Source organism: Sinorhizobium americanum, assembly GCF_001651855.1.
GTDB lineage: Bacteria > Pseudomonadota > Alphaproteobacteria > Rhizobiales > Rhizobiaceae > Sinorhizobium > Sinorhizobium americanum.
In genome coordinates this window covers 244995-271267 of the sequence record NZ_LNQC01000077.1, presented here as the reverse complement: position 1 = coordinate 271267, position 26273 = coordinate 244995, and the positions used below count along the sequence as shown (strand labels likewise).

The following is a 26273-nucleotide window of genomic DNA, read 5'->3' as shown; positions in this document are numbered from 1 at the left end:
AATCCGTTCTCCGATCCGAATTCTGCCGTCATGTCTTCAATGCAGCCCAGAACGTCCCGGGAGCCATCTGCCGCGCTTTGCCGACGAGCTTCTCCCCGCCGAGTTGCGCGAGAACTTCGTAGAGCTTGGCGGCATCGCTTTCCTCTTCCGCGAGAGGCCGGTTCGGAATGCCTTCACGATAGCGGTCGCGCAGCACTTCGAGTTCCTTGCCCTCGGCGCGCATGATCGGCGCCAAGCGCCGCCATTCGTCGTCTGATCGAGCGAGCAGCCTCTTGGCCTCTGCGCTTGCCTTGACAAAGCCCATCGCCGCATCGGGGTTTTCGTCCGCCCATTTGTCGCGGAACACGTATCCGAGGGCCGAGACCGGCCCCGATGCCCCAAGCGCCTTGGCTGCATCGTCGGCACCGATCAGCCGGCGGAAGCCGTTTGCCTCCAGTCGCGCACAGAAATGCCAAAAATTCAGGACCGCGTCGAGCTCGCCGGAAAGCGCCTTCTCCGAGAGCAGCGGCGGCGCGCCGAAAACCAGGTCGCTCTCTTTGGCCAGGTCGATCTTGTGGTCGCGCTCAGCAAGTCCCTGGATCAGTAGCCAGCTCTTGTCGAGCGAGCCGCCGGCAACGCCGATCTTCTTGCCCACGAGGTCGGGGATTTCACGAATTGGCGCCTCGTTTTTGACCATGATGGCGCCAACGGCGGTCGAGTAGGGTGCGAGTGTCAGGTCTTCGCCCTCGGACCGCTGGCGCGACACCCACAGCCAGTCTGAAACGATGACGTCGAGATCGCCGGCAAGCATGGCCACATTGGTGGCGTCCTCGCCGGCGAAATAGACGACGTCCACCTCGATGCCGTTGGCCGCATCGAATTTATTGTGCTTGATGGTATCGAGTTCCCAATTCACCGTGCCGAATTTCAGGACGCCCACCCGCACTTTCGGAGCAGTCGGGGTTGCCAAGGCAGGAAAGCCGAGAGGATTGGCAGCAGCGAGCAAGGCCACCTCGCAAAGCGCGCGCCGCGATATGTTCATGATGGCACCTCCATCGATTTGCTTGCAGTGACGTCAGATTTCGCGCTCCCCGGGCGGGAAAACACACTTCCAGCGCACGATCTTCAGTCCCGGATGGCTTGCAGACCACTTGGCGATCTCCGCCGGAGCCAACATCATGCATTGGACCAGCGATCCGTGGCTCTGGAAATACAGGTGCTCGGTGCGGCAACGGCTAGGGTCGGCCAGCATGCAGACGGTCAGGACGAGATCGACGAGGTTCACTCAAGCAGCTTTCCCGCACGAACGCGCAGAGGCAACGCCGACTGGCACGTTCAACGCACCAGTCCGATAGCCGGCCTTCACAAGGTGCCTGATGGAAAGCCCGCAAAACGAGGATACGCGCGCGATAAACCAGCGTCAATTACGGCGGAAAGCCCGCCGCCTCGCGGTCGGTGACAGCTCCCGGGGGCTCATCGATCGCCCAGCGTCTGCGCGATCGATTTGACGAGAGCGTAGAGGCGCTGCTCGATCAGCGTCGGCACTTCGCAAACGAAGCTCAACGATTGCGCGCGCTCCTGAAAAACACGCGTCTGAAACATCAGCCGGTCGTTCCGCCTTGCAAGCTCATTCGGGTCGGCAGCGGGCTTCGCCCGCAACGCATCGACCGCCGAAGCCTCCTGCCGCAGGAATGCCGCCATGTCCCTCTGCGCGTGGGCATAGCGGGCGATGCCGGCGATGACGACCGAGCGTTCCCGGTTCATGTGATCGAACAGGCCCTGTACGAGCATGGTCATGCGCCGTTCCTTCTCGGCCTCCGGCAAGCTATCCCCATATTCCCTGATCTTTTGCTGTGCCTCCGGCAGCGGCACGCGGCGCGCCGCCAGTTCCGTCACCAAATGGGAAATGGCCGCATCCTTCGACCAGCCGGCGGCCGTTTGCGGCAGTGCGGCGCCGGTCCATACCTGGCCGAGCGAGAGCTCCGGAACCTTGCGCTGAATGCAGGGCCAGTCGGGATCGCCTCCCTGCGCCGCCAAGGCGGGCCATGAGACGATTGCAGCGACCGCGGCGGGGATGATGCGCGTCAGAGGCGAGCACCGCATCAGGCATTTCCTCCCGTATCCTGCCTGCGGCTGAGCAAGCCGTTCGACGGATCATAGGCGAGGATCGCGCCGCCAAGAAACAGCACGGTGAACGCAACCACGATCGACAGCGATCCCCAGTCGATCTGTCCATAAAGAGCGAAGCGGATCAGTTCGACCGCATAGGTGAACGGGTTTGCGATACAGATCTTGTGGAGAAGCGGGCTCGATTCCTGAATGCGCCACAGCGGATAGAGCGCCGGCGAGGCGAAATACATCGGGAAGATCACGAAGTTCATGATCCCTGCGAAATTCTCCAGTTGCCTGATCATCGACGACAGGAGCATTCCGAGCGAGCAGAGCATCATCCCGGACAGGAACAGCGCGGGCAGGATCAACAGATAGCCGGTCCATGGCGGCCTGACGTCCCAGAACCAGGCGATGGCAAGAAAGGCATAGACCTGCATGATCGATACAATCACGCCCGCGAGCAGCTTGGAGACCAGCAGGAACCAGCGGGGAAACGGGCTGATTAGCAAGGTCCGCATGTTTCCCATTTCCCGGTCGTAGACCATCGAGAGCGACGACTGCATGCCGCTGAACAACAGGATCATGCCGCACAGTCCCGGGGTGATGTAGACCTCGTAGAGCACATAGGTCTTGTAGGGCGGGATGATGGAGACGCCGAGAACCTGGCGGAAGCCGGCGGCGAACACGAACAGCCAGAGGAGCGGACGAACCAGCGACGAGACGAAGCGCTCTCGCTGATTGAGAAAGCGAAGGCCTTCGCGGATGAGGATGCCCTTCAGGCAGACGAGATACTGGCGGGCGCTGAAGCCCGGGCGGCGATCGGCCGGAATTCCGTCGGCGGCAGACTGCAAGCTCATCGGCGGCCTCCGTCTGCCGTAGCGACCCCGCTCAGCGTCGCAAAGGCTTCTCGAATGCTGCTTGCGCCGCAGGAACGGACGACGTCGTCGACCCTGCCGTCCGCGAGCACCCTTCCTTGGTGGAGTATGACGACATGATCGCCGTCTTCGACCTCGTCGATGAGATGGGTCGCCCAGAAGACACCGATGCCATCGGTCGCCACGAGCTTACGGATGGTGGCGAGGATCTCGGCGCGCGACCGGATGTCCAGCCCGACGGTTGCCTCGTCGAGGAGCAGCAGAGATGGCCGGTGCAGCAGCGCCCGCGCGATTTCGATCCGACGCATCTGCCCCCCGGAAAGGCTGCGCGCCTTGTCGTGCAGTCGGTCGCTCATGCCGATCTGGGCAAGCAGCGCTCCGATCCGCGCGCGAGCCTCTCCTTGCCCGATACCGTGCAGCGAGGCGTGGTAGGAGAGATTTTGATGGACGCTGAGGTCGAGATCTAGGGTGCGCGCCTGAAAGACGATGCCGAGCCGCCGCAGCGCCTCGCCCGGCTCGCGGCTGACGTCGTGGCCGAAAATGCGGATCGTTCCCCGGCGCGTGTCGAAGAGACGGCTGATCAGCGAGAACAGCGTCGTCTTGCCGGCCCCGTTGAGGCCGAGAAGGACTGTGAAGCGCCCGGCTGCAACCGAAAAAGAAATGTCGGACAGAACCTGCTTGCGGCCGTAGCTATGGTTGACCGCCGAGACGTCAAGGGCGGCCGGCAGGCTCAATCCGTCGTTTGCTCTCACATGCTGCATGTTTGCGTCGTCCTCCTCAAACAGCCAAGTTGGCCCGCATCCCGACCTATCTAATGGTGATCGCTCCCTGCATGCCTCTGCCGGCGAGATCGGGCACCGACCAAGTATAGACACCCGGACGCACGGTGGTGAACTGGATTTGGATCGTGCCGTCCGCATCATATTCGAGCCAGGCGGGGGCACCGTTCATGTACACTTCGAGATCGTTGATGACGATCTGGTTCATCCACACATTGCGGAAGAGGTCGGTGTGGAACTTGTATTCCAGACCGCCCGCAGCGGATATCTTCCAGCGGTAGCCTTGGCCGGCGATCAGCGTGAAATCCTTCTGATTGACGGTGAACTGGTCGTCCTTCGATCCAAGGATCAGTTCGGGGACGTCCTTGCTGGCCCGCGTCACCTGCTCGGCGGCCGCAGCCGGCTGTGCCGCGTCGTCATCATCGTCGCCTTCCTGTGCGGAACCGGCTGTTGCCGACAAAAGGACGGCGAGAAAGGCGGCAAGCGCGAAATTTCGATAGCTCTGCATTTCCTCCTCCTTTGCCGAAGAGCTTCGCCGTCATGTCAGTTCGGATGCACGACCACGCCCCAGGGCAGCGCCCCGACGGTCACCGATTGAATTGCCTCGTCGGTCGCGACGTCAATGAAGGTGATGTCGTTCGAGACGCCGTTGGTGCTGATGATCGTCTTCTGGTCGGGCGTGAAGGCGAGCTGCCAGACCCGCTGTCCGACGAGCACGTATTTTTCCACCTCATAGGTCTTCGCATCGACCACCGCCACGCGATTGGCAGGGCCGAGCGCCACATAGGCTTTCGCGCCGTCGGCGGTGATGCGAACGCCGACCGGCTGGATCGATTCCGAGCGTAAGCCGGGGATCTCGAAGGTGATCTTATGCTTTACCTCACGGCTCGCATTGTCGATGACCGAGACGGTGCCGCCGATTTCGGCGCTGACCCAGACCTCGGAATTGTCAGGCTTGAACTCGGCGAAACGCGGTCGGGAATCGACAAGAACGTTGTCGGTGATCTCGTGTGTCGCGGTGTCGATGAAGTGCGCCATGTTGGTCGTTTCCGAGGTGTTGACCAACCACTTGCCGTCCGGGCTGATGCCCATCCCCTCGGGTTCGACGCCAACCGGCACCTCCGTCACCACACTCTTGCTCTCGAGGTCGATGACGGTGACGAGGTTGTCGTCCTCGTTGGCGACATAGAGCGTCTTGCCGTCGGGAGAGAGGACGAACAGTTCGGGGTCCGGCCCGGACGGCAGCGATCCGACGATTTCGTAGGTGGCCGTGTCGATGATCTCGATCGTGTCGTCGTCGCTTGCGCAGAGATAGATGAACTTGCCGTCGTGTGAAATCGTGATGCCGCGCGGTCGCTGGCCGACATTGATCGTGCGAACCACTTCCTTCCTGGTCGAGTCGACCACCGTCACCGTGTTGTCCTTCTCATTGGAGACATAGACCATATAGGCGGAGGCCGGCGAAGCGATGCTCGCGACGATGGCAAATCCGGCCGAAAGAAATGTCAGTCTTTGCAGCACTTGGCTCGCTCCTGGTTAAGGCGCCGTCAGCGCGCATTTGGTTTCCGGCTGGTCGACCCCGAGCGTGTCGAGTTCGGAGAACTGATGCAGGAAACCCTCCTGGGGCGAGGTCGAAACCACGGAACGGCCGTCGCCCAGGAAGATCGGCTGGCGCAGCTGCCAGTTCCATTTGCGGAAGGTCAGCTTCTGCCCTTTGAAGGCGGCGATCGAGAAATCGTCGGAGCGTATATAGGCCGCGAGCGTCTCGGGATCGGCGCTTTGCGTGCGCGTCGCAGCCTCGCCGATGATCCTCGCCGCCGTCCAGGCGGCCATGTCCTTCGACAGCATTCGCCGGCCATTCGCCTTGGCAAATCGGTTCTGGATCTGCGTCCCGCCCCATTGCTCGCTGGCCGGGTGCCAGGCGGAAGGGATGAGGCCGGCAGTTCCTGCCACCGGCCGCGGAATCCAGGTCCGGAACGGAACGTAAGTGCCGAAAACCTCGCTTTCGTCGGCGACGAGCAGCACGTCGTGATCGGGGAACGCCTGCGTGAAGACGGGCATCTGGCGCTGGATCTGAACGACACCGGTATCGGTCCGCCGCGCCGTGCCGGTATCGGTGAACTCCTTTTCGGCGATGATCTCGCCGCCGAAGCGCGTAGAGGCGCGGCGAAGCGCATCGGCGAACAGCCTGTCGGGCTCATGGGAGCCGCGGACCAGCACCCATCGGCGCCACTGCTTCCAGACCAGATATTGCGCCAGGCCGTCGGCCAGCATGGTGCGCGTCGGCGCGGTGTGGAAGACGTTCGCCCGGCACTCCTCCTCGCGCAGACGGTCGTCGGTGGCGCCGACGTTGAAAATCAGCACCCCCTTGTCGCGGGCAATATCGGCGATCGACAGAAGCTGCGTGGCCGAGAGATCCGCGAGGATGTAGAGGGCGCCCTTCGACACCATCGCGCTGAAGGCCGGCACGGCGTCGGCCTCCGGCTTTATTTCGGACAAATCGAGCGTGAACTTCTGTCCGAGGAAGGTACCGGTCGTGTTGTTGTCGCCCACCCCCACCTTGGCTCCGGCGACCCCTTCGTCACGCGGCGGCACGTCGAGCACCGAAAGGGCGAGCTCAGGCGCATAGGCACGAAGATAGCCCAGCTTGATTTCCGAAACCTGCTCGGCTCGAGCCGCCTTTGCGGCGAGTGCGGGGGAGGGTTCCTGCGCAACGGCAACCGAGACGCCCGAAGCCGCAAGTAGAACCGGGATGAGTAGCGTCAGGGCATAGGGCACCGATGATCCCATTCGATCGACAGCATACACCATCTCCGACGCCAGTCGGATCTGTGCAATTGTTCGGTGCCGCAGACAGCTTAGTCGAGATTCCGCTGATTTCAACCCGGACCTGTGAAGCCTTACTTTCAATCCAGGGCGGTGTCCACGAGTGCCGGGTCGGCTGCTTTCGACCCTGCAGACGGGTTTCAGGGATCTGCGGCCATGGTTGCGGACATTGCCTGCAATGCAGCAGCCCTTCGAAAGGTTGCATGTTTTCTCCGCAATAGAACAGCTTGGACAAAGGCAGGCCGCGCGATCGGCCGCAATATGTCCTGACGCAATGTTTTGAGCTTCCTGTCGCTCCGCGTGGGAACTCGCCGGCAACCGCCAAGCTTTAGCAAAAACGGGTATTCACGGCGAGCATTACTTCGGAAATCTGTCGGTGCCGGAGCAAACTCTTTTGCTGCGCCGGTTTCGTGCTAGAATAGTCCGAAAAATTCTGGGGGCCATGTGTTGAAACGGGAGGAAGAAACATGGCGATCCAAGTCCCGAAGGACTTCCGGCGGGTGATCATTGCCGCATCGGTCGGAAATATCATCGAATGGTACGATTTCTACATCTTCGGCAGCTTGGCCGCAGTCCTGTCGGTCAAGTTCTTCGAACAGTCGCACCCAGTCGCAGCGCTCTTGAGTACGATTGCGCTGTTCACGGCGGGCTTCCTGATCCGTCCGCTGGGGGCATTTCTCTTCGGCTGGATGGGCGACCGGGTCGGTCGCAAATACACCTTCCTGATCACCCTCAGCGGAATGGGCCTGGGCACCGGCGCCATCGGCCTGATACCGACCTATGAGGCGATCGGCCTCACCGCCGCATTCCTTCTCTTCGGCTTGCGGATGATCCAGGGCCTTTGCCTCGGCGGCGAATATGGCGGCGCCATCACCTATGTCGCCGAGCATGTGCCCGACGCGCGCCGCGGCTATTACACCGGCTGGCTTCAGACCTCTCCAACGCTGGGTATCGTGGTGTCGCTCGCGGTCATCATCGCGACCCGCACCTATTTCGGCAACGAGGCTTTCGAGGCCTGGGCATGGCGCGTGCCGTTCCTGGTGTCGTTCCTGCTGGTCGGCATCGCGATCTACATCCGGCTCCAGCTCCAGGAGACGCCAATCTTTGCGGAGATCAAGGCCAAGGGGCAGATGACCCGAAATCCCTGGAAGGAGGCCTTCCTCAGCTCCAACATCAAGTTCGTCGGGATCGCCACCATCGTGCTGATCGGGCAGGGGGTGGTCTGGTATAGCGGCCAGTTTTGGGCGCTTTACTTCCTGCAGCAGGTTTCCAAGGTGGATGCATTGAATTCGGCCTACATTGTCGGCGCGGCGCTGCTCCTGGCGACGCCGAGCCTGATCTTCTTCGGTTGGCTGTCCGACATCATCGGCCGCAAGCCGGTGATCCTCGGAGGCATGCTGCTCGCCGCGACCACCTACTACCCGCTGTATCTGTGGCTCGGCACGGTGACCCAGCCGGACAATATCAACTATCCGACCGCGATCTTCATCATCTTCATCCTCGTCTGCTATGTCGGGATGGTCTACGGGCCGGTCGGAGCGTTCCTGGCGGAATATTTCCCCGGCCGGATCCGCTACACCTCGGTCTCGGTGCCGTATCACATCGGCAACGGCTGGGGCGGAGGCTTGGTGCCCTTCGTCACCTCGGCCGCCTTCGCGGCCACCGGCAGCGTCGGCTACGCGCTGATCTACCCGATCGTGGTGCCTGCCGTCTGCTTCCTGCTTGCGCTCTATCTGATGCCCGAGACCCACAGGGTCAGCATCTGGGAGCCGGTCGAGCCAAGAGCGGGTTGATATTGAGGGGACGTCGCAAAGGTGCGGGGCGGACGCTCCGCACCTTGTCCTATCGCACGAGATAGGTCTCGATCTTGCCGATGCCTTTCAGATCGAGGGCGCGTCGCGGCTCCAGCGTCCACCGGCCATGCAGGGCGCGCCTCGTCGCCTCCGAGATCTGCACGCTGTCGGGAACACCCTGGGATTCGAGGCGGCTCGCAATATTCACCGTTTCTCCCCAGACGTCGTAGACGAAACGAAGCCGGCCGATCAACCCGGCGACCACCGGCCCCGAATGGACGCCGATGCGAACCCGAAAGCGATCGGTGTCGCGGGCGGAGCCGTGCAACGATTCCAGCATCGATTTCCCGAGAGCGACGATCCTGTCGGCGTGATCGGCGGAAGGTTCCGGAATTCCGCAGGCGGCCATATAGGCGTCGCCGATGGTCTTGATCTTCTCGACGCGATGCTGCTCTGTCAGGAGGTCGAACGTGCTGAACATCCTGTCCAGTCGCCTGACGAGATCGGACGGCGGCAGTCTTGCCGCGATGGGCGAGAAGCCGACGATATCGGCGAACAGGATGGTCACCTCTTCGAAGCGATCGGCGATGATCTCCTCGCCGCCCTGCAGCCGCGCAACGATCTGATCGGGCAGGATCGCGTGAACAAGGGCATCGGCGCGCCGCTTTTCCATTTCAATCTGCTCGAGATAGCGGTGCTCGCGGTCGAGCCAGCGTTTCTTTTCAAGCGTGGAGTTGATCCGCGCCCGAAGCAGGACGGGATTGAACGGCTTCGTCAGATAGTCGTCGGCCCCCGCCTCGATGCAGCGGGCCACCGCCGCCACTTCGCTGAGGCCCGATATCATGATGACCGGCACGTGCCGCCATCGGTCTTCTGCCTTCAGCCTTGCGAGGACTTCGATGCCGTTCATGTCCGGCATCAGGATATCGAGGAGGATAAGGTCGAACTCCCCCTCCGCCAGCCTCGCAAGCGCCGAGCGGCCGGAATCGGCAACGGCGACGCGATGGCCCTCGTGGCGAAGGCGGCGACAGAGCAGGTCGCGATTGCTGGCGACGTCATCGACCACCAGGATCCTACCGCCCTGTTCGATCCAGGCATCCTGCCTGCTTTGGAACAGCAGCCGTTCAAGGGCGGCTGTGTCGAGCTCGGCCTCATCCCTCGGTTGAAGCGCCCCGATGGCCGCCCCTCGCGAAAGGCCGGCGATGGCGTCGACCTGCTTCAACAGTTCGGAGGCTGCCGCCAGAATCACGCCGAGGTCATCCTTCAGCGTTTGCGGCTGCGGCTCTCCGGCCTCTTCGAGGATCATTTCGGAATAGCCGATGATGGCGTTGAGCGGCGTGCGCAGATCGTGTCGCAGCCGCGCCTCCGCCTCGGCGGCGTCTCCGGCCGGGCAGCCCGCCTTGGCGTCGACGATGCTCTCGATAAAACCGTTCAGTTGCCTCGCCGCGGTGCCGATGCGCTCCAGGTCAGCAAGCAACTCGCACGCGCCGAGATCCCGCGCCTGTTCGAGCAACAACTCCTGAAAACCCAGGATCGCCTGTGCCGGCCCGGCCATCCGCTGCGCCACATGGGTGGCGAGGGCCTGACGCTGGAATTCGTTCCCGACACTCATTTTTCAAACGCCACTCAGGGAGATGCGGTGAGCAATTGTTCGATCTTGCGGACAAGCTGCGTCAGGTCGACCGGCTTGCTGTCATAGTCGTCGCAACCGGCATCGAGCGCCATGTCCCGATCGCTGGCCATGGCGTGAGCGGTCAGCGCGATGACCGGGATCCCGGAAGTCAGCGGGTTGGCCTTGATCTGTCTGGTCGCTTCCCAGCCGTCCATGACCGGCAGGCTCATATCCATCAGGATCACATCCGGCCTTTCCGAAGTGGCGAGCTCGACGCCTGCCTTGCCGTTTTCGGCAATGAGCACGTCGAAGCCGCGGCGGGACAGGCGCCGCGAAAGCATGTCGCGGTTCATTTCATTGTCTTCCACCAGAAGGATTCTCGTCATTTCCGGTCTCCTCCTGCCCCGCTGCAGGTTTGCACGGCATGATTCAGCCTTCAGCCGTCGCCGACGCTCTGGTCGGCCGTTTCGCGCGACGCGATCTGGCGCTCTAGAGCCTCGACCAGTTGCGACCTGCTGTTCGCCCCCTTGTTTACGACGGCAACCGCCCGTTCGCGCAGCCATCGCAACTCTTTGGCGGAAAGGTCTTTCGACGTGACCACTACCACCGGAATGTTCTGCAACTCGGGAATTCCCTGCATCTCGCTGAGCGTCTGGAAACCGTCCATTTCCGGCATCAGCAGATCGAGCAGGACCAGGCGCGGCAGAAGCCGTTTCATCGTTTCGAGACCGCGAATCCCATCGCCTGCCTCGTGGACTTTCCAATCCCTCTTCACCAGAATGCGCCGCAGGAATTCGCGGGATGCCAGATCGTCGTCGATGACCAGCACGTCGCGGTTGCCGCCCCCGCAAGCCTCGACCGTCCGGATCAGCTTGTCGGTGTCGATCGGCTTGGTCAGATATTCCACCGCACCCAGCGAGAGGCCGAGTTCGCGATCCGCCAGAATGGTCGCCAGGATCACCGGGATGGTGCAGAGGTCAGGGTCGCTCTTCAGCGTGCGCAGCACCGACCAGCCGTCCTGGTGCGGCATGATGATGTCGAGAATGATGGCGTCGGGCCGATGCTCGCGGGCGACCGCTATTCCCTCCGCGCCGCTTGCCGCCTGCATCGACGCGAGGCCCGCTTCCGCCAGTGCCTTTGCGATCAGGTTGCGGGCGGCCGGGTCGTCGTCGATGATGAGCGCGGTGCGGCCCGGCTGAATGATCCGCGATGACTCGGCTGCCCGGGCCTCTTCGGCCTCCCGTCGGCATTGCGCCGGCACTTCCATCGTGAAGACCGAGCCCTTTCCCACTTCGCTTTCGACATCGACGACGCCGCCGATCATGCGGCTGAAACTGCGAGTGATGCTCAAGCCCAGGCCGGTGCCGCCGTAATTGCGGGTAGTGGACGCATCGGCCTGCGTGAAGGCGTTGAAAAGCCGGTTCTGCTGCTCCGGCGTCATGCCGATGCCGGTGTCGGAGACTTTGAAGACGAGCCAGTCGCCGTCGGCTCGCCCTTCGCGCCGGGCCGACAGCGTGACCCGGCCGCCATTGGTGAACTTCGCCGCGTTGCTAAGCAGGTTGAAGAGATTCTGGCGCAGCTTGGTCTGGTCCGAATGCATCTCCCCGAGATCGCCGTCGAGCTCCTGAATGAATTCGTTGCGGTTCTTCGCCATCAGCGGGGCGACGGTGGCAGTCACGTCGCCGAGCAGCCGCGCGACGTCGAAGGTTTCGAGGAAGACCTCCATCTTGTTGGCCTCGATCTTCGACAGATCGAGAATGTCGTTGATGAGCGACAGCAGATGGCGACCGGCCGAGGCGATTTTCTCCAGGTCCGGGACCAGTTCGTCTTCGTGGTGGTCGCGCGCCTCTTCTATCAACATCTCGCTATAGCCGATGATCGCGTTCAGCGGCGTGCGCAATTCGTGGCTCATCGAGGCGAGGAAGCGGCTCTTGGCCTCGCTCGCCGCTTCGGCAATGCTCTTGGCCCGCTCGAGCTCGACCTGCCTCTGCTTGAGTTCGGTGATGTCGGTATAGACGGCGACCGTCCCACCGTCCGGGATCTTGCGCTTGGTGATGCGCACCCATTTGTCGTTGAACCGTCGCTCGTCGACGAGGCCGGCGGGATTGCGGTGGAGGCGCAGGCGTTCCTCGATCCACTCTTCCGGCGCCTTGCCTTCGAGGTCCACTTTCCCTCTTGCGAGATTCTGCTCCAGGATTTCGCGGAAGCTCTTGCCGCGCAGATCGTTCGGCTTGTGGCTGGGGAAAATCTCGCAATATTTGCTATTGGCGACGAGGATACGGTCATCGGGATCATAGAGCACGAACCCGTCGGAGATCGCCTCGAGCGCCGCCGCGATCGTCCGCCTTTGCCGCTCCGCCTCGTCTTCGAGCTTCTTCTTTTCGATGGCGTTCTGCTGGAAGAGCGAAAGCGTTTTCGCCATGGCCCCGAATTCGTCGCCGCCCTCCTGAGGGACCTCGACATCGTAGCGGCCCTCGGTCAGGTCGCCGATCACCCGGTTGAGGCGCCGGAGCGGCCCGACGATCGAGCGCAGGACGAGGAGCGTCAGAAGCGAGCCGATCAGGACGACGCCGCCGACCAGGATGGCGGCGGTCGTGGCGGTCTTCTGCGTCTGCGCCACGACCTCGTTGCGGGCGGCCTCGGCATCCGCCTTCACCTGCTCGACGAGCTTGTTGAGGTTCTGATCGACATGACCGCTGTGGGTGCGTGCTTCCGCCAGCAAGGTGTTGCCGAGAATGCGGTTGTCCTGGGTATAGCTTTCCGTTGCCTGCAGCGCCGTTGCGACATAGGCGTCGATTTCCGTGCCAATTTCCCTGACGGCGTCCGGAGAGTGCTTGGCAAGACGCTCCAACTGGAGCTGCAGGCGTTCGCGGGCCTGCTCGGCATTGCGCTGCGAATTCATCAACAGGCTGACGGAGAGATCGGTCAGCCAGTATCGGAGGTCGCCAAAGGCGACATGCGCCGCCGCCGCCGATGCGGCCCGGTCGAACAGTTCCTGGGTTTCGGCCATGCGCGCGGCGCTGCGATGGAGCGCCTGCGTCAGGAAAACCGACGAGAGGACAAGGCTGATCATGCCGGCCGCGGTGAGCGTCGCAACGCGTGCCGAGATCGGCAAGTTGGCGATCCGGCTGGCAAGCCTCGGCGCCGGCGCGGGTTCGAGTGGCTGCAACTGCTCGCGGAGCGCGCTCATTGGAACAAGACGATGCTGATCGCACCGCCGAGGTCGCCGGCCTTGCCGCCCTCCTTCGGATAGCCGGTGACGTCGATTTCCCCTTTCGGGACGCCGTGGCAGACAAGGCAGGAATCGGTGTAATATTCCGGCAGCAGCATGCGAAAGGCGGGGCGGCCGTTCACGGTCGTCACTTCCGTATAGCTCGCGTCCCTCGGTCGCTGCGGATCCGGGAAAACCTCGTTGATGACCTTCGCCTCCCAGGTGTCGGGAAGCGACTTGCGATTGCGCACCAGAACCTCCGGCGCCGTGACGCGGACCAGCGCTTCGTTTCCCACCTTGGCGGCGAATTTCTCGTTCATCAGGCGCGCGAAGACGGCTGGTACGAAGCCCTTAAAGGCGATGCCCGGACGGTTGATGTCGTCCTGATGCTCGTCGATCACTTCGCGCATCGCGTCGATCTGAGCCTGGAGCAGCTTGCGGTCGCGCTCCGCCAGATCGTCGGAGATCAAAGGACTGCCGGTGCGCTCGCCGTAAAGCGCGATCGCCTCGGTTGTGAAGCGTTTGCCGTCGAGATGCTTGTCCGCGACGGCCGGATCGTTGATGAGCGACTGATAGTTCGAAAGGACGCTTCGGGCGGCCCTCAGCAATTCGGCAAGCCGCGTCCCGGTCGCGACATCGGCAGCCTCTTCGGCGACCACCGGCGGCGAGAGGAGCATGCAAGCGGATAGAACAGCGAGAATGCAGTTTCGGGCGAAGACAGTAAGAGCTTCCATGTTGCTTTCCCTCCGCAAGGAAGCACAAGGCGAAAAGATATCACAGGAAGCACACCGGAAGGAGTCATCTCTGGAACGGGGCTGGCCCGGACGCGCATCGCGAGAACTATCCATTTTTGGTGGAATCGATCGTGAAATCAAAAATCCGTTGTGGGCTTGCCCGCCATGCGTAGTGTACGCGGGCTCATTTCCGGGCAGGGGACACTTTCATGAAGCATATTGCTTTGGTTGCCGCCACTATGGCGGCGTTCGCCTTCTCATCGGCGGCTCAAGCCGAGGACCTGACCTTTACCTTGAAGAACGATACAAGCGCGACGCTCGTTCGTTTCCACACGTCGCCGGTCGGGGTGGAGGAATGGGAAGACGACGTGTTCGGCAGCCAGGTTCTGGAGCCAGGCGAAACGATCGAACTGACGATCGCCGACGGCCGCGACGTGTGCGAATACGACATGCGTTTTGAGTTCGATGAGAACTCCGAGCTCGAGACGACCGTGGACAAGCAGGATCTCTGCAAGCTCGGATCCTACACAATTCACGAATGATGACGCTGTGGGCGAAGGGCGATCTCGCTTCGGCCGCGGGATCGCCCTTGCCCATTGGTCGTCCATTAGCACGCGGCGTCGCCGATCACGCCGGCTACCGGCCGGATGTGGTTTTGAACGGCCAGAGGCGAACAATCCTTTGGCAAAGGCTGTCGAATGCTTTCCATGCCCTGACATGCGTCTGCATCGCCGATGTCGCCTGAAGCAGCAACGGTGAAAAATCGCCTGGCTTTTGAGAAAGATAGGGCATCACGTAAGCTTCTACGTCCGCGCGGGCTTCCGCGACCGCGCGCCGGACGCTCGCCGGGTCCCTCGGCCGATAGCGGTACCAATGATCCTGCCGCTCGGCACGCAGAAAGCCGATGCGCAGGCGAGATCGGCATTCATGCTCGGCAAGCCGCGTATTTGCCGGCCGGGTGTCGGGGGTCACGCCGACGTTGATCGTGAAGCGGGAATTGAGCTCGGTATTGTTCATCGACCGCTGGACCGAGATGACCTGAACGACACCCTCCGTGCGCCGGTTCCAGGTCTGGCCATCTCGCAGAAAACCGACCGTCCTGAGGTACGGGGCCAACTCCTCGCCGATCACTCGTTCAAACGTATCCATCGCCGCAAATTGTCTTTGAACGGAGCAATTGCCCGGCAGCCGGGCACGCGTCTTCTTAGCGGATTGGCACGGCAGAGTCAGCGCTTGCGGAATGCCCTGACCGTTTCCGGTCAGGGCGATTTCTGCGAGGTGCGGAAAAGAAGCAGTGGCACGGCAATGCGACCGCAAACGCTACGGGCCGATCAGACCAGGGATCGTTTTTGGTTGTACCAGCGCGGAAAGAAACATACATGGTTGCATCGCTTTTGCAACTAGAAATTAGGGGATTGGAGGAAGTCACCCGGGCATTTGCGCGGCTGCTTTCAGGTGATCGGCCCGCTCGGCACCTCGCGGCGACTGAAGATAAGCCAAGTCGAAGCGACCCGTGCCCGGCCATGCAGCCGCCTGCGCTCGGCTCTCGGTGCGCGACGCTCTGGCCTCCGGGACCCCTCATCTGCCCTGTGTATATTCGTGCTGGACTCTCATTGGCGATCCGATGAGAGTATAAGGAGGTCGCGATTTTGAGGCTTTCGTGCCGGAAAATCGATGATAAACTTATACCAAATGGTAAAAAATTGCCGGCACGGTCTTGGGGCAGACCGAAGCGGGCAAAAAGGGGATCGCAGGCCAATATGGACAATATTGCCATTGAATTGCGCGGGATCGACAAGAGCTTCGGTCCGGTCCATGCCAACAAGGACATCAATCTCAAGGTTCGCAAGGGCACGATCCACGGCATCATCGGTGAAAATGGCGCCGGCAAATCGACACTGATGTCGATCCTCTACGGCTTTTACCAGGCCGACAGCGGCGAGATCTTCGTCGACGGCAAGCCCGCCTCCATCCGCGATCCGAACACGGCGATCTCCGTCGGTATCGGCATGGTCCACCAGCATTTCATGCTGGTCGAGAATTTCACCGTGCTCGAGAACGTCATGCTCGGTGCCGAGGACAGCCAGATCCTCAACAAGGGCATTGCCAAGGCGCGCCAGGAACTGAAGCGGCTCGAAAAAGAATATGCGCTCGAGGTCAATCCTGATGCGCTGATCGAGGAGCTGCCGGTCGGCCTCCAGCAGCGGGTGGAAATCCTCAAAGCACTCTACCGCAGGGCCGACATCCTGATCCTCGACGAGCCCACCGGCGTGCTGACCCCGGCCGAGGCCGACCATCTGTTTCGCATCCTCGGCCAGCTCAAGGCGCAGGGGAAGACGATCATCCTGATCACCCACAAACTGCGCGAGATCATGGCGATCACCGACGAAGTCTCGGTCATGCGCCGCGGCGAGATGGTCGCGACCCGCACGACGCGCGAGACCTCGGTCGAGGAGCTTGCCGAACTCATGGTTGGCCGCCGCGTGCTGCTGCGCGTCGAGAAGGGCGAGGCGAGTCCGGGCGACGTGAAGCTCGCGGTTGAGGGGCTGACGGTCAAGGACAGCCGCGGCGTCACCATGGTCGACGACGTCTCCTTCGAGGTCAGGGCCGGCGAGATCGTCGGCATTGCCGGTGTCGCCGGCAACGGCCAGTCGGAACTGCTCGAGGCAATCGCCGGCATCCGCAGGGCCACCTCCGGAACCGTGCTTTTGAACGGCAGGTCCGTCGATGTGACGGGCCATCGCGATCCCGCCGAGCTCCGGGCTCGCGGGCTGGCGCATGTCCCGGAAGACCGGCATCACGTCGGTCTGGTCCTCAAGTTCGAGGAGAGCGAGAACGCCATTCTCGGCTACCACAACGACCCGCGTTACCTGAAGGGCGCCTTCCTCGACATCGACGCGATCCGCAAGGATGCCGAGGAGAAGATCGCCAAATACGATATCCGTCCGCCGAATGCGCGGCTGAAGACCGCCAATTTCTCCGGCGGCAATCAGCAGAAGATCGTCCTTGCCCGAGAAATGGAGCGTGGCCCCGATGTGCTGATCATCGGCCAGCCGACCCGCGGCGTCGATGTGGGCGCGATCGAATTCATCCACAAGCGGATCATCGAGATGCGCGACCAGGGCAAGGCCGTGCTGCTCGTCTCCGTCGAGCTCGACGAAATCCGCTCGCTTTCCGACCGTATCCTGGTGATGTTTGCCGGCCGCGTCGTCGGCGAGCGCAGCCCGGAGGCGACGGAGGGCGAACTCGGCCTGCTGATGGCCGGCGTCGAGGGCCGCAAGGAGGCCGCAGAATGAGCACACCCTATGCGAAGCTCCCGGGCTGGGTCGAATATGGCCTCATCCCGCTGATAAACCTTGCCGTCGCCTTTCTCGTCGCCGGTCTCGTCGTGCTGCTCGTCGGCGAGAATCCGTTCGAGGCCGCCTACCATTTGATCAACGGCGCCTTCGGCCGCGGCGAATATATCGGCTTCACGCTCTATTACGCGACCACCTTCATCTTCACCGGACTTGCCGTCGCCGTCGCCTTCCATGCCGGGCTCTTCAATATCGGCGGTGAGGGACAGGCCTATGTCGGCGGCATCGGCGTCGCGCTTGCCTGCCTCTGGCTCGACCAAGTGATGCCCTGGTACGTGGTCTTCCCGCTGGCTATCGTCGGCTCGGTCTTCTTCGGCGCTCTCTGGGCCTTCCTGCCGGGCTGGCTGCAGGCCAAGCGCGGCAGCCATATCGTCATCACCACCATCATGTTCAACTTCATCGCCTCGAGCCTGATGGTCTATCTCCTGACGCGAGTCCTGAAGCCGCTCGGCTCGATGGCGCCGCAGACGCGGACCTTCGCGGAGGGCGGCCAATTGCCGAAGCTCGACTGGCTGCTGTCGATCTTCGGCCTGAATGTCGGAACGGCGCCGTTCAACATCTCCTTCCTGCTGGCGCTCGCCGCCGCCTTCGGCGTCTGGGTGCTGATCTGGCGCACCAAGCTCGGCTACGAGATGCGCACCATGGGCCATAGCCCCTCGGCGGCACGCTATGCCGGCATTCGGGAAAGCCGCATCACCGTCATCACCATGATGATCTCCGGCGGCCTTGCCGGGATGATGGCGCTGAACCCGATCATGGGCGAGCAGTTCCGCATGCAGCTCGACTTCGTCCAGGGCGCCGGCTTCGTCGGCATCGCGGTTGCGCTGATGGGCCGGTCGCATCCGGGCGGCATCATCCCCGCGGCGATCCTCTTCGGCGTGCTCTACCAGGGCGGTGCGGAGATCGCCTTCGAGATGCCGTCGATCTCGCGCGACATGATCGTCATCATCCAGGGCCTCGTCATCCTCTTTGCCGGCGCGCTCGAAAATATGTTCCGCCCGGCGATCACCCGCGCCTTCGCGATGCGCGGCCAGCGCGCCGCCGCGGTCGTCCAGACCAAGGGAGCCTGAAGCCATGGATTTCTTCCACGTTCTCGTGGTGCTCCTCGAATCAACGATCCGCGTTTCGGTGCCGTTGGTCTTTGCCGCCCTTGCCGGCCTCTTCACCGAGCGCGCCGGCGTCTTTGACATCGGGCTTGAGGGCAAGATGCTCGGCGCCGCTTTCGCGGCCGGCGCCGTCGCCGCCGTCACCCAGTCGGTCTGGATGGGGCTGCTGGCCGCTATTCTCATCTCCATCCTTCTGTCGCTGGTCCACGGCTATGCCTCGATTACCCAGCGCGGCAATCAGATCGTCTCGGGCGTGGCGATCAACTTCATCGTTGCCGGCTCGACGGTGATCCTCGGCGAGGCCTGGTTCCGCCAGGGCGGCCGCACGCCGGCGCTTGCCGAGGGCGCCCGGTTCCAGACCATCAATCTGCCGGGCGCGGACGCCGTCCGCGAAGTGCCGGTCCTCGGTCCGATCTATGCGGACCTGCTCTCCGGACATTTCCTGCTCACCTATCTCGCCTTCGCCATGGTTCCGGCAAGCTGGTGGATCCTCTACCGCACTCGCTTCGGACTTCGCCTGAGGGCCGTCGGCGAGAACCCCGGCGCGGTCGACACCGCCGGCATCTCGGTAATCTGGCTAAGATACCGCGCGGTCATCTGCTGCGGCATCCTCTGCGGTTTTGCCGGCGCCTACCTGTCGCTGGCGATGACCGCCGGCTTCGTCAAGGGCATGACGGCGGGCAAGGGCTATATCGCGCTCGCGGCGCTGATCTTCGCCAAGTGGCGGCCGAAGAACGTCATGTTCGCCTGCCTGCTCTTCGGCTTCCTTGATGCGCTGGCGATCCGCCTGCAGGGCACGCCCTTGCCGCTCGTCGGCCAGGTGCCGGTGCAATTGATGCAGGCGCTGCCCTATATCCTCACGGTCATTCTGCTCGCCGGCTTCATCGGCAAGGCCATTCCGCCGAAGGCCGGCGGCGTGCCCTACGTGAAGGAGCGTTAATGCATGTCGCCCAAAAGTGCGCAGCGGTTTTGGGACAACGACATGCATGAATCAAGGATGCATGTCGCCCAAAAGTGCGCAGCGGTTTTGGGGCAACGACATGCATGAATTAAGGATGCATGTCGCCCAAAAGTGCGTAGCGGTTTTTGGATAACGACATGCACAACATAAGGACAGACCATGCCGAAGAACGAGCTCTTCGTCGCCGCGCGTGAGGCCATGGCCAAGGCCCATGCACCCTATTCGAAATTTCCGGTGGGGGCGGCGATCCGCGCCGAGGATGGCAGGATCTATACGGGCGCCAATATCGAGAACCTGTCCTTCCCGGAAGGCTGGTGCGCCGAGACGACGGCGATCAGCCACATGGTGATGGCCGGCCAGCGCAAGATCATGGAAGTGGCGGTGATTGCCGAGAAACTCGCGCTCTGCCCGCCGTGCGGCGGCTGCCGGCAGCGGCTGGCGGAATTCTCCGGCGCCAGCACCCGAATCTATCTCTGCGACGAGACGGGCATCAAGAAGAGCCTGGCGCTTTCCGACCTGCTGCCGCACAGCTTTGAGACCGAGATCCTCGGATGACCGGCGCGGCTGAATTCCTGCGTGACAAACTCGGCGATCTATCGCCGCGCCATGCCATCGTCCTCGGCTCGGGTCTCGGCTCGCTCGTCGAGGCAGTCAGCGCGCCGGTCCGCTTTTCCTATGCGGACATACCGGGCTTCCCGGTCAGCAGCGTCTCCAGCCATGCGGGCGAGCTCGTCCTCGGCCGCCTCGGCGACGCACCGGTCGCAATCCTGTCCGGCCGGGTTCATTATTACGAGCGCGGCGACGCCAATGCGATGCGCGTGCCGATCGAAACGCTGAAGCGGATCGGCGTCGAGAATCTGATCCTCACCAACTCGGCCGGATCGCTGCGCGAAGATATGCCGCCCGGCTCGGTGATGCGCATCGCCGATCATATCGCCTTTTCCGGCGCCAATCCGCTGATCGGCGTCGAGAGCGACGATCGCTTCGTCGGCATGACGAATGCCTATGACGCGGCGCTCGCCGTTCAGATGGAAGAGGCCGCCGAGCGGCTCGGCATCCCGCTCGCCCGCGGCGTCTATATGTGGTTCTCCGGCCCGAGCTTCGAAACGCCGGCGGAAATCCGCATGGCCCGCGTTCTCGGCGCTGATGCGGTCGGCATGTCCACCGTGCCGGAGGTGATCCTCGCCCGGTTCTTCGGCATGAAGGTTGCGGCCGCGTCGGTCATCACCAACTACGGCGCCGGCATGACCGGTGCCGAGCTCAGCCACCACGAGACCAAGGAGATGGCGCCTTTCGGCGGCCAGCGGCTGGCGTCGATCCTCAAAGAGATGATTGCGAGCGAAGGCTGAGATGGCCCCTCTTCCTCAGGAAGTGATCCGCAAGAAGAGGGATGGCGGTCGGCTCGAACCGGCGGAGATACGCGGCTTCATCGAGGGCGTCACTGATGGTTCTGTCTCGGAGGGGCAGGTTGCCGCCTTCGCCATGGCCACCTGGTTCTCGGGCATGAGCCGCGACGAATGCGTGGCGCTGACGCTGGCAATGCGCGACTCCGGCGAGACCCTCGACTGGAGCGGGTTCGGCCGCCCCATCGCCGACAAGCATTCAACGGGTGGCGTCGGCGACAATGTCTCGCTGATGCTGGCGCCGATCATTGCCGCCTGCGGCGCCGCCGTGCCGATGATTTCGGGGCGAGGGCTCGGCCACACCGGGGGTACGCTCGACAAGCTCGAATCGATCCCGGGCTATGACATCCAGCCGCCGCCCGAACTGTTTCGCCAAATCGTCGAGGAGGTCGGTTGCGCAATCATCGGCCAGACCGCCAATCTTGCACCGGCCGACAAGCGCCTCTATGCGATCCGCGACGTGACGGCGACGGTCGATTCGGTGCCGCTGATCACCGCGTCTATCCTCTCGAAGAAACTCGCCGCCGGCCTGCAGTCGCTGGTGCTGGACGTCAAGCTCGGCAACGGTTCCTTCCTGACGGATCCCGGCGAAACCGAAATCCTGGCGCGCTCGCTGGTCGATGTCGCGAACGGGGCGGGCGTGTCGACCACGGCGCTCATCACCGACATGAACGAGCCGCTGGCGGATACAGCCGGCAATGCGCTGGAAGTCGAGAACTGCCTTGCTTATCTGCGCGGCGAGAAGGCGGGAACCCGCCTCGATCAGGTCGTGATGGCTTTCGCGGCGGAAATGCTTGTCGCGGCGAGGATGTCGGCGCACACGGCCGAAGGCGAGGCCATGGCTCGTCGAGCTCTGGAGAGCGGCGACGCGATGGAACGCTTCGCCCTCATGGTGCATCGGCTCGGCGGGCCCGCCGATTTCGTCGATCGTCCCGAAGCTCATCTCGAAAAGGCTCCGGCAATAATCCCGGTGCCCGCCAACCGCGACGGCTATCTCGCCTCATGCGAGACGCGTGAACTGGGAATGGCCGTCATTGCGCTCGGCGGCGGGCGAATGCGCCCGGACGACCGGATCGACCATCGGGTCGGACTTGCCGGCCTCAAGCCGCTCGGGACGAAGGTTGAGAGGGGCGAACCGATTGCCTTTGTGCATGCCGCCGATCGGCAGCAGGCCGAGGCGGTGAGGGACAGGGTTGCAGGGCTTTATGTGATCGCCGACGAGCGCCCTCAATCGCGTCCCGTCATCGTGTCGCGAATTATTTGACGAGCTGCAGCGCCCCGTCTTCGACACGATAGGACGACAGCCGGTTGAGGAAGGACATGCCGACGAGCATGCCCGAAAGCGCCTTGTCCGGAAGAACCATGGCCTCGACGTTCCGGAGCGAAATGCCGCCAATCTCGACGCGATCGAGGCTGATGGGAGCGGCCTCGACGATGCCGTTCGCCGTCTGCGCCCGCGCATCGAAGGAGAGGCTGGCGACGGCGATGCCGAACCGCCGGGCCAGGGAAGCATTGATGGCGATCGTGCTTGCACCGGTGTCGACCAGCCCCTGCTCCGGCCGTCCGTTGATGCGGAACGTGCCGACGAAGTGGCCGGAGCGGTCCGCTTCGAGGACGACGGCCTTGCCGCCGGCATAGTTGGCGGCAGCCGGCGTGGCGATCGCAGCCGCTTGCTGTGGCGCCCCGGACCCCCGGCGATCGAGATAAGTCGAGACGAGGTCCGGCACGACGAGGGCGATGGCGGCAAGTCCACCGGCAAAGGCAATGAGACGTGTCAGCATTCTCGGCTCCTGGTCGGCTGGCGCATTTCGCCGATCTTCTGCGGAGCATTGCTAACGTTGCGCAAAAAAACCGCCGGAAATTCCGGCGGCGTCCCGATTCTTGATCGCCTGGTTAAGAAAGAGCGAAGCTATTTGGTGCCGTACATGCGATCGCCGGCGTCGCCGAGGCCTGGCATGATATAGCCCTTCTCGTTCAGATGGCTGTCGATCGAGGCGGTGAAGATCGGCACGTCCGGATGCGATCCCTGGAAATTGCGGATGCCTTCGGGTGCGGCAAGCAGGCATAGGAAGCGGATATTCTTGGCGCCCCGTTCCTTCAGCTTGTCGATTGCCGCGATCGAGGAATTGCCGGTCGCAAGCATCGGGTCGACGACGATGATCAGTCGCTCGGACAGGTTCTCCGGTGCCTTGAAGTAATATTCGACCGGCTGCAGCGTTTCATGGTCGCGATAGACGCCGATATGCGAGACGCGGGCGGACGGCACCAGTTCGAGCATGCCCTCCAGCAGGCCGTTGCCGGCGCGCAGGATCGAGGCGAAGACGAGCTTCTTGCCCTCGAGAATGGGAGAATCCATCTCCTCGAGCGGCGTTTCGATCCGTTCGATCGTGAGTTCCAGATCGCGCGTCACCTCGTAGCAGAGCAGCGTCGAGATCTCTCGCAGCAGCCGGCGGAATCCTGCGGTCGACGTCTCCTTCTTGCGCATGATGGTCAGCTTGTGCTGCACCAGCGGATGATCGATCACTGTCACGCCGTCCATGGCTTCACCTTCCCCGAGAATTTGGCATATCCGCCTTCTTTTCCATGGAATGAGCGGACGCTGCAAGGGTGTTGGCGTGCTTCCAGCGAATATCGCGGCTACATATGCAGTGCCTTGAGCAGCCTCTCTCTCGTCGGCTCGTCCACGAAGGCGGCTTCGATCGCGGTTCTCGTCATCCGGTCGATCTCGCTGTCGCCAAAGCCCATCACATGCGCGGCGATCTCGTATTCCTGGGCGAGCGAGGTGTGGAAGAAGGGCGGATCGTCGGAGTTGAGCGTGACGCGGACGCCGGCATCGTAAAGCGGCCTGAGCGGGTGCGAGGCGAAATCCGGGAACACCTGCAGCGAAATGTTGGAGCCGGGGCAGACATCCAGCACCACGCCCTCGTCGGCAAGGCGCTTGACGAGATCCGGGTCCTCGATCGCCCGCACGCCGTGGCTGATGCGCGACGGGCGCACATGGTCGAGCGCGTCGCGGACGCTGAAGGCGCCGGAGAGCTCGCCGGCATGGATGGTCAGGCCGAGACCCGCGTCGCGGACGACGTCGAAGGCGCGGGCGAACTCGGCGACGCTGTGCAGCCGCTCCTCGCCCGCCAGGTTGAAGCCGGTCACCAGCGGGTGGCGGCGCATGGCGGCATATTCGGCGGTCCGGACGACCGATTCAGGCCCGAGATGGCGGATGCCGGTGATCAGCATGCGCGACTCGATGCCGGTTTTCGCCCCGGCCGCTTCCATGCCGGCGGCAAGCCCCTCGAGATAGGCGTCGGCACCGAGCCCGATCGTGTTGCCGTGGTCCGGCGAGACGATGATCTCGCTATAGATCGTTCCCGCTTCGGCGAGTTCCGTCAGGTAGGCTTCCGCGAGCAGTGCATAGTCGCCCTCGGTGCGGAACAGCGAGGCGACAGCGTCGTAGCATTTCACGAAGCTGGTGAAATCCTCCCAGACATAGGCTCCGTCGCGGATGATGGCGCTCGTGTCGACGCCGTATTTGCGCGCCTGCCGCAGCGCCAGTTCCGGCGGTGTTGCGCCTTCGATGTGGCAATGCAGCTCGGCCTTCTTCAGATGTGCGGTCAAATAAGACTTCTCCCATGTGGACCCGGTGCAATGCCGAGGTGTCGGGCGACCGTCTCGCCGATATGGGCGAAACTGTCGGCGATGCCGAACGACCGGCTTCTGAGCGATGGACCGAACATCAGGACCGGCACGCGCTCGCGCGTATGGTCTGTGCCGCGCCAGGTTGGGTCGCAGCCGTGATCGGCGGTGAGGATCACCACGTCGCCGGGCCGGAGCCGCCGGTCGAGATCGGGCAGACGGGCATCGAACGCTTCGAGCGCCGCCGCATAGCCCGGGACATCGCGTCGGTGGCCGTAGAGCATGTCGAAATCGACGAAATTGGTGAAGACGAGATCGCCTTCCTCCGCCTCTTCGAGCGCCGCGAGGCTGGCGTCGAAGAGCGCCATGTTGCCGTTCGCCTTGGTGAGCTTCGTCACGCCCTGATGCGCGAAGATGTCGCCGATCTTGCCGATCGCGTGCACCTGGCGCCCGGCCTCCTCGAGCCGGTCGAGGACTGTGGGTTCCGGCGGCAGGACGGAATAGTCGCGGCGATTGCCGGTTCGGGTGAAATCGCTCGGATTGTCGCCGATGAACGGCCGGGCGATGACGCGGCCGATATTGTAGTCGTCGACGAGCCGGCGCACGACCTGGCAGAAATCGAGCAGCCGCTCGAGGCCGAAGCTCTGCTCATGCGCGGCGATCTGGAAGACCGAGTCGGACGAGGTGTAGCAGATCGGCTTGCCGCTTCGTATATGCTCCTCGCCATGGCGGGCTATGATGTCGGTGCCGGAGGCGTGGCAATTGCCGAGGATGCCTGAAACGTCGCCTTCGCGGCAGATCGCCTCGACGAGTTCCGGCGGAAACGCCTCCCCCTCGGACGGGAAATAGCCCCAGTCGAACTTCACCGGCGTGCCGGCGATCTCCCAATGACCCGACGGCGTGTCCTTGCCGCGCGAAACCTCGCTGGCGGCGCCGTAGACGCCGTAGACGCGCTCCGGCAGCGGCATGCCGGCAGGAACCCGTCCGGTCGCCAGCCGCGCCGCATGGATCAGCCCGAGCGCCGACATGTTGGGGAGGTGCAGGGGACCCTCGCGCAAGCCGGCGCGATCACCGGCGCCCGCCGCGCAGAACTCGGCTATGTGGCCGAGCGTGTCGGCGCCGAGATCGCCGAACGCCTCGGCGTCGGGCGCACCGCCGATGCCGAAGGAATCGAGGACGAAGAGAAAGACACGCGCCATTGAACACCCGCCGGACCGGAGCGCGAGCGCGGTCCGGTGCTATTGAACTGGGCGGGAGCGATCCCGCGCAATTCCGCAGAAATAGCGCGGCGCCTAAATCAATGCAATTGAGCGGATTGCGTGCCTCAGCAGCCGGAGCATTCGATCTTCGTGCCGGAGCGCTGGCGGTAATAGGTAGTCTTGGAAAGATCGATCGTGCTTACGCTGCTCGAAAGATCCGGCGAGAAAAGCAGCAGCTCGTGCGGGACGACCAGTTCGGTGCGCACCACGAAGGCGTTTACCGCCTCGAGATCGGCGGGAACCGTGGTCGTGGAATTGGCCGGGTAAGGCGTGCCGCCGTCCTGGTCGCGCGACCAGAGGACGGTGCCGGTCGTGGTGCCGTTGACCTGTATGCCGGTGATCTTCAGCGTATAGTCCGTGCCGGCATAGGGGGCCAGGACACTTTCTGCGACGTTGCTCATGCCATCCAGGTACGCCGTGTCGACGTTCTTTTCCTGGCTGACGAGGTCGGCCACGGTACTCGACGCCCGGGCAACCTTGCGCACCACGTTCAAGCCGACGGAAAGCTCGAAAGCGCCGATATAGGCCATGATCAACAGCGGCGCGACGAGGGCGAATTCGACACCGCCGACACCGCGGCGGTCGCGCGACAGACGCGACAGGACACGCCGGGCAAAGGTCATTCCACGCGAGCGTC

At 63.1% G+C, this 26273-nt stretch carries 26 protein-coding genes; 8 read left to right on the top strand and 18 right to left on the bottom strand.

Going from position 1 to position 26273, the window contains the following annotated elements; all coding sequences use genetic code 11:
• Positions 1–28: 28 nt before the first annotated feature.
• The 8 genes from ATC00_RS27065 to ATC00_RS27030 form a co-directional block, all read right to left on the bottom strand.
• The gene (locus ATC00_RS27065) at positions 29–1021 is read right to left on the bottom strand and encodes an ABC transporter substrate-binding protein (RefSeq protein ID WP_064255107.1); all 993 of its coding nucleotides are present in this window, start codon (positions 1019–1021) and stop codon (positions 29–31) included.
• Between the two features lie 33 nt (positions 1022–1054).
• Complete coding sequence (locus ATC00_RS27060; protein WP_037390565.1) at positions 1055–1264, bottom strand: hypothetical protein; 210 nt, start codon at positions 1262–1264, stop codon at positions 1055–1057.
• Positions 1265–1452: 188 nt separating this feature from the next.
• Positions 1453–2082 carry a hypothetical protein gene (locus tag ATC00_RS27055; RefSeq protein WP_037390566.1) on the bottom strand — a complete coding sequence of 210 codons (630 nt, stop codon included), beginning with the start codon at positions 2080–2082 and terminating at the stop codon, positions 1453–1455.
• Positions 2082–2948, bottom strand: coding sequence for an ABC transporter permease (locus tag ATC00_RS27050; protein WP_052035647.1), 867 nt, complete (start codon positions 2946–2948; stop codon positions 2082–2084). Before ATC00_RS27050 ends, ATC00_RS27055 begins: the two co-directional genes overlap by 1 nt.
• On the bottom strand, positions 2945–3727 hold the full coding sequence (locus tag ATC00_RS27045) for an ATP-binding cassette domain-containing protein (protein ID WP_037390567.1): 783 nt from the start codon (positions 3725–3727) through the stop codon (positions 2945–2947). Before ATC00_RS27045 ends, ATC00_RS27050 begins: the two co-directional genes overlap by 4 nt.
• A 46-nt stretch (positions 3728–3773) precedes the next feature.
• The gene (locus ATC00_RS27040; RefSeq protein ID WP_064255106.1) at positions 3774–4253 is read right to left on the bottom strand and encodes a cupredoxin domain-containing protein; all 480 of its coding nucleotides are present in this window, start codon (positions 4251–4253) and stop codon (positions 3774–3776) included.
• A gap of 35 nt (positions 4254–4288) precedes the next feature.
• A complete protein-coding gene (locus ATC00_RS27035; protein ID WP_072642835.1) occupies positions 4289–5263 on the bottom strand; it encodes a YVTN family beta-propeller repeat protein in 975 nt (324 codons plus the stop codon).
• Between the two features lie 18 nt (positions 5264–5281).
• Positions 5282–6556, bottom strand: coding sequence for an ABC transporter substrate-binding protein (locus tag ATC00_RS27030; RefSeq protein WP_234782427.1), 1275 nt, complete (start codon positions 6554–6556; stop codon positions 5282–5284).
• Between the two features lie 482 nt (positions 6557–7038).
• Between ATC00_RS27030 and ATC00_RS27025 the strand changes: the two genes are divergently transcribed.
• A complete protein-coding gene (locus ATC00_RS27025; RefSeq protein WP_037390571.1) occupies positions 7039–8364 on the top strand; it encodes an MFS transporter in 1326 nt (441 codons plus the stop codon).
• Positions 8365–8413: 49 nt separating this feature from the next.
• On the opposite strand, the gene ATC00_RS27020 is transcribed toward ATC00_RS27025, so the two are convergent.
• Genes ATC00_RS27020 through ATC00_RS27005 form a run of 4 tightly spaced genes read right to left on the bottom strand, consistent with a single transcriptional unit; the run spans position 8414 to position 13921 of the window.
• Positions 8414–9976 (bottom strand): adenylate/guanylate cyclase domain-containing protein, encoded by a 1563-nt coding sequence (locus tag ATC00_RS27020; protein WP_064255104.1) that lies wholly within the window; start codon positions 9974–9976, stop codon positions 8414–8416.
• Between the two features lie 14 nt (positions 9977–9990).
• The gene (locus ATC00_RS27015; RefSeq protein WP_037390573.1) at positions 9991–10362 is read right to left on the bottom strand and encodes a response regulator; all 372 of its coding nucleotides are present in this window, start codon (positions 10360–10362) and stop codon (positions 9991–9993) included.
• Positions 10363–10412: 50 nt separating this feature from the next.
• The gene (locus ATC00_RS27010) at positions 10413–13166 is read right to left on the bottom strand and encodes a response regulator (RefSeq protein ID WP_037390574.1); all 2754 of its coding nucleotides are present in this window, start codon (positions 13164–13166) and stop codon (positions 10413–10415) included.
• A complete protein-coding gene (locus tag ATC00_RS27005) occupies positions 13163–13921 on the bottom strand; it encodes a Tll0287-like domain-containing protein (RefSeq protein ID WP_037390575.1) in 759 nt (252 codons plus the stop codon). Before ATC00_RS27005 ends, ATC00_RS27010 begins: the two co-directional genes overlap by 4 nt.
• A 209-nt stretch (positions 13922–14130) precedes the next feature.
• Here ATC00_RS27005 and ATC00_RS27000 point away from each other — a divergent pair, with 209 nt between their 5' ends.
• Positions 14131–14463 carry a hypothetical protein gene (locus ATC00_RS27000; protein ID WP_037390576.1) on the top strand — a complete coding sequence of 111 codons (333 nt, stop codon included), beginning with the start codon at positions 14131–14133 and terminating at the stop codon, positions 14461–14463.
• 94 nt (positions 14464–14557) lie between these two features.
• On the opposite strand, the gene ATC00_RS26995 is transcribed toward ATC00_RS27000, so the two are convergent.
• Positions 14558–15070 carry a DUF4304 domain-containing protein gene (locus tag ATC00_RS26995; RefSeq protein WP_064255103.1) on the bottom strand — a complete coding sequence of 171 codons (513 nt, stop codon included), beginning with the start codon at positions 15068–15070 and terminating at the stop codon, positions 14558–14560.
• 611 nt (positions 15071–15681) lie between these two features.
• Here ATC00_RS26995 and ATC00_RS26990 point away from each other — a divergent pair.
• The 6 genes from ATC00_RS26990 (at position 15682) to deoA (ending at position 22011) form a co-directional block, all read left to right on the top strand.
• On the top strand, positions 15682–17217 hold the full coding sequence (locus ATC00_RS26990; protein ID WP_064255102.1) for an ABC transporter ATP-binding protein: 1536 nt from the start codon (positions 15682–15684) through the stop codon (positions 17215–17217).
• A complete protein-coding gene (locus ATC00_RS26985) occupies positions 17214–18347 on the top strand; it encodes an ABC transporter permease (protein ID WP_037422744.1) in 1134 nt (377 codons plus the stop codon). The genes ATC00_RS26990 and ATC00_RS26985 overlap by 4 nt, the downstream gene beginning before the upstream one ends.
• Positions 18348–18351: 4 nt before the next feature.
• The gene (locus ATC00_RS26980) at positions 18352–19323 is read left to right on the top strand and encodes an ABC transporter permease (RefSeq protein WP_064255101.1); all 972 of its coding nucleotides are present in this window, start codon (positions 18352–18354) and stop codon (positions 19321–19323) included.
• Positions 19324–19503: 180 nt separating this feature from the next.
• Positions 19504–19899 carry a cytidine deaminase gene (locus ATC00_RS26975; protein ID WP_018235360.1) on the top strand — a complete coding sequence of 132 codons (396 nt, stop codon included), beginning with the start codon at positions 19504–19506 and terminating at the stop codon, positions 19897–19899.
• On the top strand, positions 19896–20693 hold the full coding sequence (locus tag ATC00_RS26970) for a purine-nucleoside phosphorylase (protein ID WP_064255100.1): 798 nt from the start codon (positions 19896–19898) through the stop codon (positions 20691–20693). Before ATC00_RS26975 ends, ATC00_RS26970 begins: the two co-directional genes overlap by 4 nt.
• 1 nt (position 20694) lies before the next feature.
• Positions 20695–22011, top strand: coding sequence for a thymidine phosphorylase (deoA, locus tag ATC00_RS26965; protein ID WP_064255099.1), 1317 nt, complete (start codon positions 20695–20697; stop codon positions 22009–22011).
• Here the strand turns inward: deoA and ATC00_RS26960 are convergent.
• The 5 genes from ATC00_RS26960 to ATC00_RS26940 form a co-directional block, all read right to left on the bottom strand.
• Entirely contained in the window at positions 22004–22528 is a 525-nt protein-coding gene (locus ATC00_RS26960) for a retropepsin-like aspartic protease family protein (protein ID WP_064255098.1), read from the bottom strand. The genes deoA and ATC00_RS26960 overlap by 8 nt on opposite strands.
• 128 nt (positions 22529–22656) lie before the next feature.
• On the bottom strand, positions 22657–23286 hold the full coding sequence (gene upp / locus ATC00_RS26955; RefSeq protein ID WP_064255097.1) for a uracil phosphoribosyltransferase: 630 nt from the start codon (positions 23284–23286) through the stop codon (positions 22657–22659).
• 98 nt (positions 23287–23384) lie between these two features.
• Positions 23385–24359 carry an adenosine deaminase gene (locus tag ATC00_RS26950; RefSeq protein ID WP_064255096.1) on the bottom strand — a complete coding sequence of 325 codons (975 nt, stop codon included), beginning with the start codon at positions 24357–24359 and terminating at the stop codon, positions 23385–23387.
• Positions 24356–25576 (bottom strand): phosphopentomutase, encoded by a 1221-nt coding sequence (locus ATC00_RS26945; protein ID WP_064255095.1) that lies wholly within the window; start codon positions 25574–25576, stop codon positions 24356–24358. Before ATC00_RS26945 ends, ATC00_RS26950 begins: the two co-directional genes overlap by 4 nt.
• Before the next feature lie 125 nt (positions 25577–25701).
• Entirely contained in the window at positions 25702–26259 is a 558-nt protein-coding gene (locus tag ATC00_RS26940; protein WP_064255094.1) for a TadE/TadG family type IV pilus assembly protein, read from the bottom strand.
• Positions 26260–26273: the final 14 nt, after the last annotated feature.

Bases quoted from the DNA above. Each gene is read 5' to 3' on its own strand.
- ATC00_RS26970 (WP_064255100.1), top strand. From the start codon at position 19,896: ATGACCGGCGCGGCTGAATTCCTGCGTGACAAACTCGGCGATCTATCG.
- ATC00_RS27000 (WP_037390576.1), top strand. From the start codon at position 14,131: ATGAAGCATATTGCTTTGGTTGCCGCCACTATGGCGGCGTTCGCCTTC.
- ATC00_RS26990 (WP_064255102.1), top strand. From the start codon at position 15,682: ATGGACAATATTGCCATTGAATTGCGCGGGATCGACAAGAGCTTCGGT.
- ATC00_RS27065 (WP_064255107.1), bottom strand. From the start codon at position 1,021: ATGAACATATCGCGGCGCGCGCTTTGCGAGGTGGCCTTGCTCGCTGCT.
- ATC00_RS26995 (WP_064255103.1), bottom strand. From the start codon at position 15,070: ATGGATACGTTTGAACGAGTGATCGGCGAGGAGTTGGCCCCGTACCTC.
- ATC00_RS26975 (WP_018235360.1), top strand. From the start codon at position 19,504: ATGCCGAAGAACGAGCTCTTCGTCGCCGCGCGTGAGGCCATGGCCAAG.
- ATC00_RS27010 (WP_037390574.1), bottom strand. From the start codon at position 13,166: ATGAGCGCGCTCCGCGAGCAGTTGCAGCCACTCGAACCCGCGCCGGCG.
- ATC00_RS26985 (WP_037422744.1), top strand. From the start codon at position 17,214: ATGAGCACACCCTATGCGAAGCTCCCGGGCTGGGTCGAATATGGCCTC.
- ATC00_RS27015 (WP_037390573.1), bottom strand. From the start codon at position 10,362: ATGACGAGAATCCTTCTGGTGGAAGACAATGAAATGAACCGCGACATG.
- ATC00_RS27055 (WP_037390566.1), bottom strand. From the start codon at position 2,082: ATGCGGTGCTCGCCTCTGACGCGCATCATCCCCGCCGCGGTCGCTGCA.
- ATC00_RS26960 (WP_064255098.1), bottom strand. From the start codon at position 22,528: ATGCTGACACGTCTCATTGCCTTTGCCGGTGGACTTGCCGCCATCGCC.
- deoA (WP_064255099.1), top strand. From the start codon at position 20,695: ATGGCCCCTCTTCCTCAGGAAGTGATCCGCAAGAAGAGGGATGGCGGT.
- ATC00_RS26945 (WP_064255095.1), bottom strand. From the start codon at position 25,576: ATGGCGCGTGTCTTTCTCTTCGTCCTCGATTCCTTCGGCATCGGCGGT.
- ATC00_RS27030 (WP_234782427.1), bottom strand. From the start codon at position 6,556: ATGGTGTATGCTGTCGATCGAATGGGATCATCGGTGCCCTATGCCCTG.
- upp (WP_064255097.1), bottom strand. From the start codon at position 23,286: ATGGACGGCGTGACAGTGATCGATCATCCGCTGGTGCAGCACAAGCTG.
- ATC00_RS27020 (WP_064255104.1), bottom strand. From the start codon at position 9,976: ATGAGTGTCGGGAACGAATTCCAGCGTCAGGCCCTCGCCACCCATGTG.
- ATC00_RS27005 (WP_037390575.1), bottom strand. From the start codon at position 13,921: ATGGAAGCTCTTACTGTCTTCGCCCGAAACTGCATTCTCGCTGTTCTA.
- ATC00_RS27050 (WP_052035647.1), bottom strand. From the start codon at position 2,948: ATGAGCTTGCAGTCTGCCGCCGACGGAATTCCGGCCGATCGCCGCCCG.
- ATC00_RS27040 (WP_064255106.1), bottom strand. From the start codon at position 4,253: ATGCAGAGCTATCGAAATTTCGCGCTTGCCGCCTTTCTCGCCGTCCTT.
- ATC00_RS27025 (WP_037390571.1), top strand. From the start codon at position 7,039: ATGGCGATCCAAGTCCCGAAGGACTTCCGGCGGGTGATCATTGCCGCA.
- ATC00_RS26980 (WP_064255101.1), top strand. From the start codon at position 18,352: ATGGATTTCTTCCACGTTCTCGTGGTGCTCCTCGAATCAACGATCCGC.
- ATC00_RS27045 (WP_037390567.1), bottom strand. From the start codon at position 3,727: ATGCAGCATGTGAGAGCAAACGACGGATTGAGCCTGCCGGCCGCCCTT.
- ATC00_RS26940 (WP_064255094.1), bottom strand. From the start codon at position 26,259: ATGACCTTTGCCCGGCGTGTCCTGTCGCGTCTGTCGCGCGACCGCCGC.